Here is a 14,740-nt window from a genome sequence, read left to right as displayed (position 1 = left end):
TAAGCTAAAAAAGCAATGTAAAACAATGACTTAGGTTTAAGTTTGATCCTGAAGAATCCGAGAGTATCCCATACAATCGTTCCATGTAACGTGGGTAGAAATGTGGGTAAAAATGGCAAGGGCAATCAATCGTTTGAGCGCGCTGCAAGTCAAAACGGCAAAGGTGCCAGGTTACTACGCCGATGGCGGCAACCTGTGGCTGCAAGTGGCGCGTGGTGGCAGCAAGTCATGGGTGCTGCGCTACACCATCGCCGGCAGGGCGCGCGAGATGGGTCTGGGCAGTGTCATCGCATTCACCTTGCAAGAGGCGCGCGAGCGTGCCCAGGCGGCACGCAAGCTGCTGGCCGATGGCATAGACCCGATTGAGCAAAGGCGCGAGGTGCAGCGACAGGCCCGCTTGGAGCTCAGCAACAGCCGCACCTTTGCGTCATGTGCTGACGACTACATCAAGGCGCACGAGGCCGGCTGGAAGAGTGCAAAACACGCTGCCCAGTGGACGGCGACCCTGGAGACCTATGCCTATCCCATCATTGGTGGGCTGCTCATTGCCGAGGTCGAGACCACGCACGTCATGCGCGTGCTGGAACCGATCTGGCGCACCAAAGCCGAGACCGCTGCACGCCTGCGCGGCAGGATTGAGAGCATCCTCGATTGGGCGACGGTGCACGGCTACCGCCAAGGGGACAACCCGGCCCGCTGGCGTGGACACCTGGACAAGCTGCTGCCGGCACGCTCGAAGGTACAAAAGACAGAACACCATGCTGCCCTGCCTTGGCGCGAGATGGGAGCCTTCATGCGCGAGCTGCGCAGCCAACAAGGTGCTGCCGCGCGAGCCGTCGAACTGGTCATCCTGACCGCTTGCCGTACGTCCGAAGTCTTCAACGCCGAGTGGCGCGAGATCGACCTGACGCAGCGCACCTGGACGATTCCAGCTGCTCGCATGAAGGCGGGCAAAGAGCACGTCATACCGCTGTCAGATGCCGCCGTGAACGTGCTGCAAATGCAGGCTGATGTGTATGGCAAAGGGGACTATGTATTCCCTGGAGTCAAGCTCCAAAAGCCCTTGTCCAACATGGCCGGCTTGGCACTACTCAAGCGCATGGGCCGGCAGGATTTGACCGTGCATGGCTTCAGATCCAGCTTCAGGGACTGGAGCGGTGAGGCCACCAACCACCCGCGCGAGGTCATAGAGCATGCGCTGGCGCACCAGTTGAAGGACAAGGCCGAGGCCGCCTATCAGCGTGGGAGCCTGTTTGAAAAGCGCCGCGTCCTGATGGCCGATTGGGCGCGGCATTGTGACCATGTGGTGGTGCCGGCAGGCGTCGTCCCCCTGAGCCGATCTGCCTGAGCAGTTGCAACCATGTTGCTACGAGGATTTGACGGTGGAAGGTGTCGGTAATAACGTTGTGGGCACTATGCAGGCCATTCACGTCACTATCCGCCCCATCGGCAACAGCCGGGGCGTTGTCCTGCCAAAGACTGTATTGGCGCAAGTGGGTCTGGAGGATGCGACCGATGCCGAGATGACCGTCGAAGGCGGGGCCATCATCTTGCGCAAACCTGCCAAGCCACCGCGCCAAGGCTGGGCACAAGCCGCCCGAAGGCTCGCCGCCGAGGGCGATGACGGGCTGGTCATGGGCGAGTTCGGCAACGAGGGGGATGTGGAGCTGGCGTGGTAAGGCACGGTGAAATCTGGCTCGTGAACCTCGAGCCGACCATAGGTAGCGAAATCAGGAGGTCGTGCCCCTCGTCGTGGCGTCGCCCGCTGAGCTGTACGACCACTTGAGGACTGTGATCATCACCCCGATGACTTCCAAGGGTTTTGCTGCGCCGTTGCGCGTGCCTGTGACGCACGCTGGCATCAAAGGATTGATGCCTGGCCTCAATCTTGAAAGTCATCGCAGCCACTGAGCCAGTAACCGCGCGCATTGCTCATGACGCTGTTGCTCAGGAGCTGGATATCGTAGCCGGGCAGCCTTTCTTGCAAGGCTTGGCGGTAGTAGTGCGCTCCACCTCCGGCAAGAAAAACACGACTCAAGCGGGATTTGTTGGCGTCAATACGGCTCAGGAAAGCCAGGACTTCTTTACGGGCCGCGTCCAGAACAGTGCTTTGATAAGGGCCGGTATCGATCACCTGATACCCCAGGTTGATGCGGCCCCGTGTGAGTCCTTCTTCCACCTGGTCGAACTCCAGGCTGCCCGTGCCGTGGTCATGGCCGATCTGATGGCTCACCTGCCGTAAGATGCTGGATACACCCCCGTCGAATGAGCCGCTGAGTTTGAGTTCTGGCATCATGGAGTTGGCAACAAACCAATCGAAGGTGCGATAACCAGGGTCGATCACCATGGACAGTGCTCGGTCGGCAAACATCTCATCGTCCTCGGGCAAATGCTGGGCTGCATAACGCAGTGCTCCGTAGGGCTGAGGCAGTACCTTGACTTGTTTTGCGGTGACGGTGATGCTTTCAGGGGGCTTTGTTGCACAAATCGAGTTGCAGACGGTATGACCCCAACCCCGGACGGACCTATGCCACGGCAGCCACCGGCACGGTTTGGGGACGGCCGATCTGGCTGAAGCGATTGAGCAAGGCCACGCGGACATGCAACTCCACAACCTGGCGGTCGAACGTGCGCGCGGTCACCCGTTCGCCCAGTCGCTTGAAGCAGTGCATCTTCGTCTCCACAAGGCTGCGCCGGTGGTAGCCGCTCCACTTCTTCCAGATACTGCGGCCCAAGCGCTGGCACGCGCCAATAGCCTCGTTGCGGTGCGCCGAGCCCGGGCTCGACTTCTTCCAATGGCTGGCGTTCTTGCGCGGCGGTATCACCGCCATCGCTTGCCGCTCGGCAATGGCGTCCAGGCAGCCTCGCGTGTCGTAGGCGCCATCCGCACAGACGCTCTCGATGGGTTCGTCGGCGGGGATCTGGGCCAGCAACTCTGGCAGCATCGGTGCATCGCCGATGGCATTGCTGGTCACCTCGATGGCGCGTATTTCCAGCGTTTGCGCGTCGATGCCGAGATGGACTTTGCGCCATTCGCGCCGGTACTCGGCGCCATGCTTCTTGCGTTTCCACTCGCCTTCACCCAGGAACTTGATGCCAGTGCTGTCCACCAGCAACTGCAACGGCGACGGCGACTTTCTCGGCTGGTAGCTCAGTTCGACCTGCAAGGTCTTCTGGCGTCGGCAGACCGTGCTGAAGTCCGGTACCGGCCAGTCCAGCTTGGCCAACTGCAGCAGGCTTTGCACCATGCCCAGCGCCTGGCGCAAGGGCTGGCCGAACAGGCACTTGATGCTCAGGCAGAACTGGATCGCTGTGTCCGAGAAGGTCGGGCTGCGCCCACGCTTGCCGGTCGGCGTGCCACGCCACTGCATGCTCTCATCGAGCCACATCGTCAACGAGCCTCGCGCCTTCAGCGCCGCGTTGTACGCCTTCCAGTTCGTCGTGCGGTACTTGCTCCGCTGCCTCTTCTTCGCATCTGTCACGCCGTCAGTCTACGGGCGTCGTCGTGGCGATTTGTGCAACAAAGCCCTTTCAGGGTGTCCTTTTTCCTGAAGCGCGCCTGGAACGGGAATGGTGCGAGGCTGAGAGGCGATTTGCTCCAGGCGTTTGCTGCGGGCATTGAATCCCAAAACGGGCAAGCCCACGACCAGCATGTCGATTTCTTCAAACACACAGTTCATGTCGCGCATGGCAAAGTGCAAACTGGCCCGAAGCAAAGCCTCATGTTCGTCGGATTCGATGTAATTGGGGTCGAGCGCCCGCGATTCGATGCCCAGCGATGCACCCGGCCCGGCGTAATAGTTGCGGTCGTTGATCGAGAGCAGAACCTTGTTGTGACTGTGGCTCATGCCAGAGGATTTTTCATCCACCAGGGCCAAGGGTGCAACTGAACGAAAGCAGATTTCCCCCCAGCGCTCACGCCCGAGCTTGTCTATGCCGTTTTTCCAGACGGCCTTGGTGTTGCCGTATCCAACGTCGATTGCGATTACTTTTGTTTCCATCTTGGGTTCCAATCAATTTTGCTGCTTGAGCATATTGGCCGACATGCGCATTTTTTCCCTGAAAGAAGCGCTTTTTTTGGTGACGATTGTTATTTCGTCCCGAGCTTGTCCTGCATCGGGAACCAATTCGGTTGGATGCTGGGAGCTGCTGGACATTTTGGGTGGGGATTCCTTGGGTGGGTGCGTGTCTAGGCTCTCCTTCAACGTGGGTGGGGCATTTCTGTCAGATCGGCAGTGGTGCTTTGATTGGCCGGTGTTTTGATGGTTACTGGCGGCTCAGATGGGGCCAAGGATGCGGTAAAGGGTTGTGGTGCCATCTCCTGCTGCTGAGATTGCACCCCTTGATGTTGAGGTTGTTCCAGTGCGGCGTCTTGAATAGGTTGAATTTTTCCCGTTGTATTTTCTATTTGCTTAAAGGCCAGCGAGTTATTTTCCAAGGAATATATTTTGGATAATCGCTGCTTGACGAAGGTGCTTCTCTCTGCCGGGGTGTTGATTTGGGTGATCTCCTGGAGCAGCGACAGCAGCCAGGGATCTCTCGCGCTCAAGGTGATGCGCACGGACAGGGCTGAGACCTCTGGGGAGGGGCCACTGGTTGGGCAGGTGAAGGCAGCCTGCACCCAAATGTCAAAACATGGCGGATAGCCCCCGCTCTTTCACTCTCGGTAGGCATGGCCGCCAGCAGCGAGAAAAGCTCCCTGAGAGACCACTCGGCCCGGTGAAAGTACAGCCGCAGGCGCACGGATGGGGTAGGGCGGGAGTGTTCTTCGCTGGCTTGCTCATTGTTTGCGTCTTGCTGTTCGCTGTCCAAATTTGGACAATCCTGTCCAAAATTGGCGAAATTTGTCCAAAAGTGGACAGTCCTGTCCAAAAGTGGCGGAATTTGTCCAAATCTGGACAGTCCTGTCCGAAATTGGCGGAATTTGTCCAAAAGTGGCGCGGGTCAGCCTTCAGTCTCAAGCAAGAAGGCTTTGAGTCAAATTTGAAAGGCGCTGCGTTTGCGCTCTCATTTGCACTGCACGATCAGCCCAGGCCGTGCTACGCTGGCCCCCACGCATGGTTTGCTAGAGCCATGCACCACTTTCCAACACCGCTTTTGCGGAAATGTCTGGCAACTCTTGACCCGCAATGGGCGAAAGAAACGGCAGCTTCGGCTGACCCGTTTTTTTTGTTGCGCCCACTGCCCTATAGGGGTAGTGCGCTTTTTTGGAATTCACAACAGACCAACACAGAGTGTCATATCTCGGTCGAATTCCTCAATGGTGACAAGCACTTACGCGCTTCGTTCAACACAGAGGCGGGCACAGAACGTGTTTATTGAACGATTTCGGCACTGAACTGCTGAAAATTTGAGCAACTTTGGTGTTGTCCGGGGCGGCGTGTGTACTGTTTTGGGCGTGGCGCTGCGTGTGTGTTGCGGCTGCTTGCTGGGTGGTTTTCTGGGGTTTTTGGCGCGAGGGAAAGCGTGCTGAGGACTGCTGGGGAGCTGCTGGTGGGGAGCTGTGGAACTGCGCTGCGATGGGTGGCTGCTGGTGTGCTGCTGGCGGCTGTGGGTAGGCAACGATGAAGGGAGCGATGGTGGGCCGCAGTAGGCTCGATGGGGGTGATGGGTGTGTAGGGGTTGCTGGCGCTTTGCTGGCTCTCTGGGGCGCTCTGTAGCTAGCGTGATAAGGGAACCTGCTGGATAGGCGTCCAGTGCGCGTGAGGGCCTGCCGACTGGGGCGGGGAGTAGCGCGTAGGTTGGGTTCACGGCGGTGGTCTCGCAACCACGGGGGTCTGTTGGCTCTCGAAATAGCGGCTGGCCCGGTCTAGGGTGCTTTTCCAGGCGTCTGGGTTCTTCGGAGCTACGGGTTATGGAGGTCGCATTACCGTAAGGGTGCGGGCGTACAGTCGTGACACGGGCTGTACGTAGCGGTTAGGTTTCTTCAAGTGGGGTGTCGGGGGTGCAAATCCCCTCCCTATCCAACGGGGTGAAGTTGGCGCAGGGCTGGCGGGCGAGACTGCTGGCGAGGAGGGGCGTTGAGGGCGCTCCGGGTTTGTTGCGTCTGGACGATTTGCGCTGGGCGCTTGGCTGATTGCCACTGGTTACTGGCGGCGGCGCTACTGGCGGCTGCACTTGGTAATGGTGGGTTTGGCGGCCTGGTACGCGGGTGTTTGGCTCCTCGTCGATTCGTGTGGAATCTGACAGGCACTACACATGGCGGTAGCCCGTGTCATTGCCAGGCTCAGCCATCTTGAATGGGCTTTGCGGCAAATTCTTGAGCCGGCCCATGCGCAGATGCGCAATCGCGATGAAGTTCTTGGCTGTGCGAAAGCCCCGGGCCGCCCGCTTGACCTGCTGCAGCAGCCCGTTCATGGCCTCCACATAGGCGTTGGAGCGGTTGTCCAGCATCCCCCGCACGACGCCATCGAAGTGTTCGGTGATGGTCTTGGCCAGACGCACCTTCATGCGCCAGGCACGGGCAGACTGAAGATGCGAGCGCTGCAGCCAGTGCATGGCGGCGGCTTGCCTGGCCGTCCAGCCCTGCGGGTTCTTGCGCATGCCCCACATCAAGCCCTTGCGGGTTTCGCTGTCCTTGTCACCAAAGACCTCCGTGACCGCCTTGGGGTGGCTGCGCCACTCGCTGGTGCGCACCTCGTCCATGGCCTGGCCGGCCAGGGCCACCACGTGAAAGCGGTCGTAGCTGATGGCCGCCTGGGGCAGCGCCTGGCTCACCCCCTTGAGGTAGGCGCCGCTCATGTCCTGGCAGATATGCTCGATCTTGGCGGGATCGCCCTGGTGCGCCTGCAAGTCCTGCACGAAGGCGTGCACCGTTTCATGGTCGCGCCCTTCGGTGGCAAACAGCAGCCGCTTGGCCTCCAGGTCATGCACCACGGTGATGTAGTTGTGCCCCTTGCGCAGGCTGGTCTCATCGATGCCGATGCGGCGCACGCCGCTCATGTCGTCGCCGTGGCGAGCGCACCCGACGTAGTGCTCGATGCGCAGCCACAGCTGTTTGTCCGAGCAGCGCAGCAGCTCAGCCGCCTGGCGCACCGGCATCTGCGCGCACAGCGACAGCGCCAGCGCTTCAAACAAGGCCGTAAAACCCGATCCCTCCCGGGCCCAGGCAACAGGCGCCTGCGCCGTCTTGCCGCAGCCCGAGCAGGCCACGCGCGGCACGTCGGCGTGCAGCCAGGCTTCGTATTGAAAGAAGTCCAGGTGGCGCCAGCAGCGGCGCAGCCGGTCGTGGATGCCTTGCTCGGCCAGGCCGCAGTGCGGGCAAGCCAGGCGCTTGGCGCTGCAGCGCACTTCAAAGTCGATGCGCCGGCGGGCCGTCTCAAGCTGCACCTGCACCACCTCCCAGGGCGGCTGCAGGCCCAGTGCCGTGGTGAACAACGCCTCGATCCCTGCTCCTGCGCTCATGTCGGTTTGCATCTTTCTTCTGATCTACTCAGTGTTGCCCCAGGGGCCAATTGTGGGTGTTGGGATCCACACGAATCGACGAGGAGCCGGAAAAATTGTATGGGAACATGTTCAAGGGGATATTTTCCGATCCCCTCGTGGCTGCCTTGTTTTTGATGATTCAATTTTGGACAAGGGGCACTCGCATCGGATCGACATGGTCAGATGGCAATACAGTGGCAACGCCCACGGGCTGATCAAAGGCATCGGCATGGTCAATTGCCTTTATATCAACCCAGAAACACATCAATATTGGATTGTGGATTACAGGATCTATGATCCTGACGGTGACGGCAAGAGCAAGCTCGATCATGTGCGGGAGATGCTGGTGGCTGCTGTTGCATCCAAAGAGTTGCCCTTCGACAGAGTGTTGATGGACAGCTGGTACGCTACCAAGGAGCTGATGCTGCTCATCGACTCCCTGGGCAAGCTCTTTTACTGCCCCATCAAGTCCAACCGCCAAGTCGATGACAGCGGGGCAACCCTGCGTTATCGCCGTGTTGATGCTCTGCAGTGGAACGATTTTGAGGAAGGTTTTGGCAAGACGATCAAGATCAAAGAATTTCCCAAAGACTACAAGGTGAAATTATTCCGGGTAGTGGTTTCTTCCAGCCGCACGGATTGGGTCGTGACCAACGACTTGGCGCAAGATACTACGCGAGGGGCGCAAAATGTGTGTGCCTTGCGTTGGAAGATTGAGCAATTTCATCGAGAGTTGAAGCAGTTGACAGGTGTTGAGAAATGTCAGGCGAGAAAATCCAGAATTCAAAGAAATCACATTGCCTGCGCTGTCTTGGTCTGGATTCGTTTGACCGCTATTGCTAGAAAAGCAGGAAAAAGCATATACCAGCTCAAAAAAGAGATGCTATCCAACTATCTACGCCAAGAGCTGCGTTGTCCATCCGTCCCTATGGCGGCTGCGTAAGTCCTAATGGCGAAAGAAGAGAAGCACAATTCTCGGGTTGCGGGCAGGCTGGGAACCATTGGCGGCAGCGGCCCTGGAAAGAATTGTTTGCAGTCTTTGAATGATGTTTGAGCAAGTTTTTGTGTGCTTGGGCTTGAAGACGCGAGAGGGCTGGCAGAAGTCTTGGCCGTGGCTGTTGGGAACAGGCGGCTTGCGTGCTGCCACAGGCGCTGGCCCTGATTCTTGATCTGTGAGACGCTGGGGAGCTGAGAGAGCGAATCGGGCAAGGGCAGGGCGCAACTGGAGAGCTGCACGCCGGTGGAGATGGGAACCAGCACGTAGAGCCATCGCCTGATACGGTAGATCTTTGAGGGCAATTTTTTGAGGCTGGGAGATTTTTTTCTTGCCATGTATTGATTTTTTCTAAAAACCGCTGTTAGACTTCGATCATTGTTCGACTCTGCCGAGGTGGAATCCACCACTGGGGTCTATTTTTTCAACGATGATGGGGTTTGCCATGGATACTATCGAAAACCAGGAACCTGTAAAAACATACAGGGAGCTGTTGGAAGAGCGCAAGGCGCTTGACGAGAAGCTGGCGGTGATGCGCCGAGAGGCGACCCAGAGTGCGGTGCGTCAGGTGCGTGAAATTATCGAGACCTACGATCTGACGGAGGCGGATGTGTTTGGGCGCGGCGCTGCTCGCGGCATTGCTGAGCCTTCGGAAAAGCGTCCGGTGGCACCCAAGTACCGTGACCCGGTGACCGGCCAGACGTGGACTGGGCGTGGCAAGCCGCCGAGGTGGATCGCTGGTGTCGAGAACCGCGATGAATACCTAATTGCGGCCTGAAGCTGCGGCAATCGGACTGAAAACCCCGTGTAGTGTTGATGCTACACGGGTTTTTTGTTTGGGGCTTTGAATGTCGGGGAGGCTTTCAGGGTGCGAATCACTGAGTTCCAGGGCGGGTGCGCGGTCTCCCATCGCGGCATCTCGCCGACGTGCATCACGCCTGTTGTTCTAGTAGGGCAGGAAGGTTTTTGACGATTTTTACTGTCTCTATACTGACCCTGACGATGCGGCGCACGAGATCGAGGATATACCTGGGGTCACTTGACCACTGATTGGGGTCGTTTTTGATGCCGCTGGACTTATCCACGGATACGGCGTAGCGCTCCATCACCCACTCGATGGCGGATTTGCCGTTGACCACGTAGTCATAGGCTTCCAAGGGTATATCCCGCAGGGTGAGGTGCGCGTTGTAGAGGATGACGCTCTTGTCGGGCTTGCCATCTTTCTTGCCAAAGCTCATCTTGTCCACTCGCAAGTCACCTGGCTCCATCACTAGCCGCTTGGATTCTTCATTCAAGGCATAGGGTTCGATGGTTTCGTAGTTCAGGTGCCAGTGGCCCAGCGACCGCCCCGCGTCGCTGAACGCGCGGAAGTCGTTCGCGTAGGGGATGCGGGGCACCATCTTCTTGAGGTCTGTCGCAAAGCGTGACTTGTACTCGGGCGAGTGCAAGATGCCGTACACGTACCAGAAGATGTCTTCCTTGGTGATGGAGTCGCGGCGCACGTAGCCATCGACAGCAGGCTGGTCTTGCGCGTCGAACATCGCTGCCTGCGTGGCCGGAGCACCTTGCTGTACTGCCTCATACCAGTACATAGGGAAGCACTGGCCCGTGTCGGTCAAGTGCATGTTCGGGACCATGTTCGCTGCCAGCGAATGCGCGTTTGTGCGGTGGGCTGGCCACACGGCGACAGGCCGAGTACCACTAGTGCATTGGGGACGTGCCATAAGCCTGATTCCTTGGCCGTACCGCTGGCTGGCCCTCGTCCTGCTCGCCGCTGCCCTGGTCAGCTTCGGCTGGGTGAAAGGCGCGGGCCACGTTCAAGCCCAGTGGGATGCCGCCATCCAACAACAAACCCTGCAGGCCGCCGTCGTCCAGAAGCGGCAGGCCGAGGCCACCGTCAAGGTCGTCACCGAGTACGTCGACCGCGTCCGCGTCGTCCGTGAGAAGGGTGACACCATCATCAAGGAGGTTCCCGTCTATGTGCCCGTTCAAGCCGATGCTGCTTGCACTATCAACCGTGGCCTTGTGCGCCTGCACGACGCTGCCGCCGCCGGTGAACTGCCCGAACCCGCCGGAGATGCTGATGCGGCCGCCGCAGGCATTGCGCTCTCTGCCGTCGCCGGAACCGTTGCTGCCAACTACCAGACCTGCCACGAGAACGCCGAGCAGTTGAGGGCGTTGCAGACGTGGATCAGGGAGATGGCATCCGCCATCAAGTAGCCAACGCCTGAGGTGGCGTGCTCGTGCCGATCTCCTTCACAGGCACCACAGAAGTATGAGACAATACAAATAGTCCGTTTTCAATAAATGAAAACACTATATGAATCAATAACTTGAGATTGCTATGGGCGAGTTGACTGGTTTGAAGGCTGATTTAGCCCAGGTTGTCCGACTGGCGCTTGCTGAGCAGGCGGAGGACGTGCGCCTGTTTGCTGCGAGGCTGGTCAGGAAGTACCGAGGCACTGAGCCGGAGTTGGCCGAACAGGTGGATCTGTTCCTTCGGGCCAAGCCGCATCGGGCAGGGGCACCGCTGCGCAAAATGACATCGCCTTCGCTGCCGGAGCAGGTGCTGCCGGTGGATGACGAGTCGCGTCTGTCGCTGCTGAAGGTCTTCAAGGACTCACCGGATCGTAAGGCTCCATTGTTGTCTGCCGAGCTGGAAGAGTCCCTTGGGCAATTGATCCAGGAGCGCAAGCAGGCAGCGCGTCTCGCCACGCTTGGTTTGACCCCGACCCGCTCTGCCATCTTTGTTGGTCAACCCGGGGTGGGCAAGACGCTGACGGCTCGCTGGTTGGCGGCTCAACTGGGCGTGCCGTTGTACGTGCTCGATCTGACTGCCGTGATGAGCAGCCTGCTGGGACGCAGTGGCAGCAACCTGCGCGCGGCGCTGGATTTCGCCAAACGTAGTCCCTGTGTCCTGCTGCTGGACGAGATCGATGCAATCGCCAAACGCCGCAGCGATGACACGGACATCGGTGAACTCAAGCGGCTGGTGACCGTGATCTTGCAAGAGGTCGACGAGTGGCCAGCAACGGGATTGCTGCTGGCCGCCACCAATCACCCGGAGTTGATCGATCCAGCGCTGTGGCGACGGTTCGATCTGGTTGTGGAATTCAAGGTGCCAGCGGCGGCGGCGGTCAAAGAAGCCATCAAGCGCTTCTTGGGGCCGGACTTTGCCTTGTTCGGCCGCTGGATCGAGATTCTGGCTTTCGCGTTTCGCGGACAGTCCTTTAGCGACATCGAGCGCGAGATACAGCGCTTTCGTCGTGCTGTGGCGTTGGGGACAACGCCGGATGCCGACCTGATCGAAGAATTCATCAAGGCACGCGCCCTCTCTCTGGATCGGCAAGGCCGCATCGACATGGCAGTGTTGCTGGCAAAGCAGACGCGCCTGTCTCAGCACAGTATCTCGGACATCACCGGCGTGAGCCGGGACACCATTCGCAAATACACCACCGACAGTTCGACCGTGGTTCCCAAGAAACGGAGACGTGAGGCATGAGCCAGACCAACTTTCTGATCGGGCGCGGCGAGTTGCTGACCCACGAGATCAAGGGCCCCAAACGCGGCATGGACAAGGCTGAGGTCTACACGTTGCAGCAAGCGAGGAGCCGACTGATGCCGCAGTTCGCCGAAGTTGCGGCGAACCTCGATAGCGTGCCCGATAAAGCCTGTCCGGGAGATTTGGGCGTGGCTCGTCTCACGCTCAATCCGAGTTACATCGCGCGCTCCTTCTTCCCGACAGCCATGCTGCGGAGCGCGAGCCTCTATTCGGTCGGCAGCAGGGTCGTCAAACTCACGCCCGAAGGCTGGTCAAGGAAGGGGCCGCCGCGTGAATCGGCCACCACGGAGCTTTTCGTGGTGGGCCAGCGCCAAGCCTTCCGCCAGTTGAAAGACTGGGCCGGGCGACTGGGCGAAGGGTCGAATGAAGCCAAGGATCTGTCGCATATCGAGCGGTTTTCTGCCTTTGAGCCCAAGGATCGCATCGTCTCGCTAGGCAAGGCAAAAGATCGCTTCTTCGAGGTTGGTATTCATCTGCTTCCCGGTGACAACGACCAGTTCGTGCAACGCGCGTTCGCCAAGTACGCAGCCGATGTTGGTGTGACGATCCATACCGACTTGGCGTTCAGCGCGGGCAACCTGTGGTTCCTTCCAGCCGAGGGTACGCACCACAACATCAAGCGCTTGGCTGAGTTCACCCTTGTGCGCGTGATTCGTCCCATGCCGCAACTGCGTGGCATGCGTCCGGTGCAACGCTCTGCGGGCGTGATGGTAGCGTGCAGCCTGCCGACAGAGCAACCCCTGTCGTCCGAGCCCAAGGTGGCCATCCTCGACGGCGGTCTACCCGAACAGCACAGCATCGCTCCGTGGTTGCGAACCTACCGAGCACTGGATGAAAACGCGGCGGATGACCCGAGCGGCTTGGAGCACGGCCTCGGCGTGACCTCGGCCTTCCTGTTCGGCCCAATAACACCGAACAGTACTGCGGCACGCCCATACTCCTACGTTGACCACCTGCGCGTGCTGGATCGCGAGACTGAATCGGAAGATCCACTGGAGCTGTACCGCACGCTGGGATTGGTTGAAGAAGTTCTGCTCTCGCGCCAATACCAATTCCTCAATCTCAGCCTGGGGCCGGATCTACCGATTGAGGACACCGACGTTCATGCGTGGACATCGGTGATCGATGACCTGCTCAGCGACGGTGATACCTTGATGACCGTCGCCGTTGGCAACAACGGCGAAATGGATCGCTCGGTGGGTAATGCCCGCGTGCAGGTGCCCTCGGACTGCGTCAACGCCTTGTCCGTGGGCGCTGCCGACAACGTGGATGCGACGTGGTCGCGTGCCGCCTATAGCGCCGTTGGGCCTGGGCGCAGTCCGGGCGTTGTGAAGCCTGACCTCATGGCATTTGGTGGAGACGCCGCCAGCTCCAAGTACTTCCATGTGCTGGGCGCTGGCGCGAAGCCGACGCTGATCCCGCAGTTGGGCACCAGCTTTGCGTCGCCATACTTGTTGCGTAATGCCGTCGGTGTTCGGGCGATTCTCGGCGCGGATTTGACGCCGCTGGCCATCAAGGCCTTGCTCGTTCACGCCGCCGATTCTTCCACCCACGACAAGCTCGAAGTAGGTTGGGGCAAGGTTCCGGAAGACCTGATGGAGGTCATCGCCTGCCCGACCGGCGTGGCACGAGTGGTCTATCAGGGTGAGTTGAAGCCGGGCAAGTACCTGCGCGCAACGCTCCCCCTGCCTGTAGGCGGCCTGCAAGGCAAGATTCGTTTGAAGGCAACCTTTTGCTATGCATCGCCGACAGACCCGCAAGATGCTGTGGCCTACACGCGCGCTGGCCTGGAGGTTGTGTTCCGCCCCAGCGACAAGAAGGTCAAGGACGGCAAGACCAGCGCCACCGCAACGGGCTTCTTCAGCATGAAGAAGTACGCCACGGAGGAAGAGCGCCGCTCTGACCTCGGCAAGTGGGAGACTGTTTTGCACGGCAACAAACCCATGCTGGGTCGCAGTCTCGACAACCCGGTGTTCGATATCCACTACAACGCCCGAGAAGCTGGCGGGCCGACGACCAACGCCGAGAAAATTCGCTACGCGCTGATCATCACGGTTGAAGCGCCCAAGCATGCAGACCTCTACAACGAGATTCTGCGCGCTTACGCGAAGACGCTGGTGCCCATCCAGCCGAAGGTGACGTTGCCGGTTCGCGTGCAGTGACTTCCCCTCAGCCCCAGCCGCTCAGAGTGGTGTCGACGAGCATCCAAGAGAATTCTCGGCCACGACCTTGAGGGCGATCATTTTTATTTATCGAGGGGCGAGTTCCCTCAAGGTTGCCGCCGTGGTGAACAGCGTGATTGCAAACGGCTGCACGCTCTCCTGGCTGTGCTTTTCCGTGATGACTACTTCACCACTTCCATCAACTTCCCGAAGCTGTCCACCACGTCGTACTTGACGTTCTCCGGGGCGAAGCGGCGGTTCATCTCATCGAAGAACTTGCGGGCGCATTTGATCTTGGTTTTCTCAATCTCGCGCAGATCCATCGAGGATATTGACCCCTTGGTTTCCGCTACGAAGTAGATGTGCTTCACCGCGCCTTCCTTGAACGAAATGGCCCAGTCGGTGACGGAGTCGCGGCGCACGCAGCCATCGGCATCGGGTTGGTTTTGTGTGTCGAACATCGTGGACTGTGCAGTCGCGGCCTGCTCTCCTACGGCCTCATACCAGTACATAGGGAAGCACTGGCCCGTGTCGGTCAAGTGCATGTTCGGGACCATGTTCGCTGCCAGCGAATGCGCGTTTGTGCGGTGGGCTGGC

Annotated in this window: 14 protein-coding genes and 1 pseudogene; 7 read left to right on the top strand and 8 right to left on the bottom strand. The window is 59.3% G+C overall.

Annotation, left to right across the window (positions count from 1 at the left end; genetic code table 11):
* Positions 1-112 precede the first annotated feature (112 nt).
* Both IDM45_RS05565 and IDM45_RS05560 read left to right on the top strand, forming a co-directional pair.
* Positions 113-1,348, top strand: coding sequence for a tyrosine-type recombinase/integrase (locus IDM45_RS05565; protein WP_209421975.1), 1,236 nt, complete (start codon positions 113-115; stop codon positions 1,346-1,348).
* A gap of 34 nt (positions 1,349-1,382) precedes the next feature.
* On the top strand, positions 1,383-1,679 hold the full coding sequence (locus IDM45_RS05560) for an AbrB/MazE/SpoVT family DNA-binding domain-containing protein (protein WP_408631673.1): 297 nt from the start codon (positions 1,383-1,385) through the stop codon (positions 1,677-1,679).
* A 203-nt stretch (positions 1,680-1,882) separates the two neighbouring features.
* Here the strand turns inward: IDM45_RS05560 and IDM45_RS05555 are convergent, their stop codons facing one another.
* From IDM45_RS05555 to IDM45_RS05530, 6 genes are all read right to left on the bottom strand, one after another.
* Entirely contained in the window at positions 1,883-2,347 is a 465-nt protein-coding gene (locus tag IDM45_RS05555) for an acetate and sugar kinases/Hsc70/actin family protein (protein WP_209421974.1), read from the bottom strand.
* Positions 2,348-2,525: 178 nt separating this feature from the next.
* Positions 2,526-3,482: an IS5 family transposase gene (locus IDM45_RS05550; protein WP_209421973.1), complete on the bottom strand. Its 957-nt coding sequence runs from the start codon at positions 3,480-3,482 to the stop codon at positions 2,526-2,528.
* Between the two features lie 9 nt (positions 3,483-3,491).
* Positions 3,492-4,013 carry a ParM/StbA family protein gene (locus tag IDM45_RS05545; protein ID WP_209421972.1) on the bottom strand — a complete coding sequence of 174 codons (522 nt, stop codon included), beginning with the start codon at positions 4,011-4,013 and terminating at the stop codon, positions 3,492-3,494.
* A complete protein-coding gene (locus tag IDM45_RS05540) occupies positions 4,014-4,157 on the bottom strand; it encodes a hypothetical protein (RefSeq protein WP_209421971.1) in 144 nt (47 codons plus the stop codon). It lies immediately after the preceding gene.
* Positions 4,158-4,201: 44 nt separating this feature from the next.
* The gene (locus IDM45_RS05535; protein WP_209421970.1) at positions 4,202-4,561 is read right to left on the bottom strand and encodes a hypothetical protein; all 360 of its coding nucleotides are present in this window, start codon (positions 4,559-4,561) and stop codon (positions 4,202-4,204) included.
* 1,631 nt (positions 4,562-6,192) lie between these two features.
* Positions 6,193-7,404 (bottom strand): ISL3 family transposase, encoded by a 1,212-nt coding sequence (locus IDM45_RS05530; RefSeq protein ID WP_209421969.1) that lies wholly within the window; start codon positions 7,402-7,404, stop codon positions 6,193-6,195.
* Between the two features lie 91 nt (positions 7,405-7,495).
* Here IDM45_RS05530 and IDM45_RS05525 point away from each other — a divergent pair.
* Together IDM45_RS05525 and IDM45_RS05520 are read left to right on the top strand one after the other, a co-directional pair.
* Positions 7,496-8,368 (top strand): annotated as a pseudogene (locus IDM45_RS05525) (IS701 family transposase); the annotation flags it as partial.
* Positions 8,369-8,864: 496 nt separating this feature from the next.
* A complete protein-coding gene (locus IDM45_RS05520; protein ID WP_209421967.1) occupies positions 8,865-9,197 on the top strand; it encodes an H-NS histone family protein in 333 nt (110 codons plus the stop codon).
* Between the two features lie 154 nt (positions 9,198-9,351).
* Here the strand turns inward: IDM45_RS05520 and IDM45_RS05515 are convergent, their stop codons facing one another.
* Positions 9,352-10,044, bottom strand: a complete 693-nt coding sequence (locus tag IDM45_RS05515; RefSeq protein ID WP_232654292.1) for a type ISP restriction/modification enzyme — start codon at positions 10,042-10,044, stop codon at positions 9,352-9,354.
* A gap of 97 nt (positions 10,045-10,141) precedes the next feature.
* Between IDM45_RS05515 and IDM45_RS05510 the strand changes: the two genes are divergently transcribed.
* The 3 genes from IDM45_RS05510 (at position 10,142) to IDM45_RS05500 (ending at position 14,143) form a co-directional block, all read left to right on the top strand.
* Positions 10,142-10,639, top strand: a complete 498-nt coding sequence (locus IDM45_RS05510; protein ID WP_209424009.1) for a hypothetical protein — start codon at positions 10,142-10,144, stop codon at positions 10,637-10,639.
* Positions 10,640-10,763: 124 nt separating this feature from the next.
* Positions 10,764-11,921, top strand: a complete 1,158-nt coding sequence (locus IDM45_RS05505) for an AAA family ATPase (protein ID WP_209421966.1) — start codon at positions 10,764-10,766, stop codon at positions 11,919-11,921.
* Complete coding sequence (locus IDM45_RS05500) at positions 11,918-14,143, top strand: S8 family peptidase (protein ID WP_209421965.1); 2,226 nt, start codon at positions 11,918-11,920, stop codon at positions 14,141-14,143. The genes IDM45_RS05505 and IDM45_RS05500 overlap by 4 nt, the downstream gene beginning before the upstream one ends.
* A gap of 182 nt (positions 14,144-14,325) precedes the next feature.
* Here IDM45_RS05500 and IDM45_RS05495 read toward each other — a convergent pair whose 3' ends face one another.
* On the bottom strand, positions 14,326-14,688 hold the full coding sequence (locus IDM45_RS05495) for a restriction endonuclease (protein ID WP_232654294.1): 363 nt from the start codon (positions 14,686-14,688) through the stop codon (positions 14,326-14,328).
* Positions 14,689-14,740: the final 52 nt, after the last annotated feature.

The sequence above is a fragment of the Melaminivora jejuensis genome, from assembly GCF_017811175.1.
Lineage (GTDB): Bacteria > Pseudomonadota > Gammaproteobacteria > Burkholderiales > Burkholderiaceae_C > Melaminivora > Melaminivora jejuensis.
Note: the sequence above shows the minus strand (reverse complement) of the source record. Positions and strands in the feature narration are given on the sequence as shown.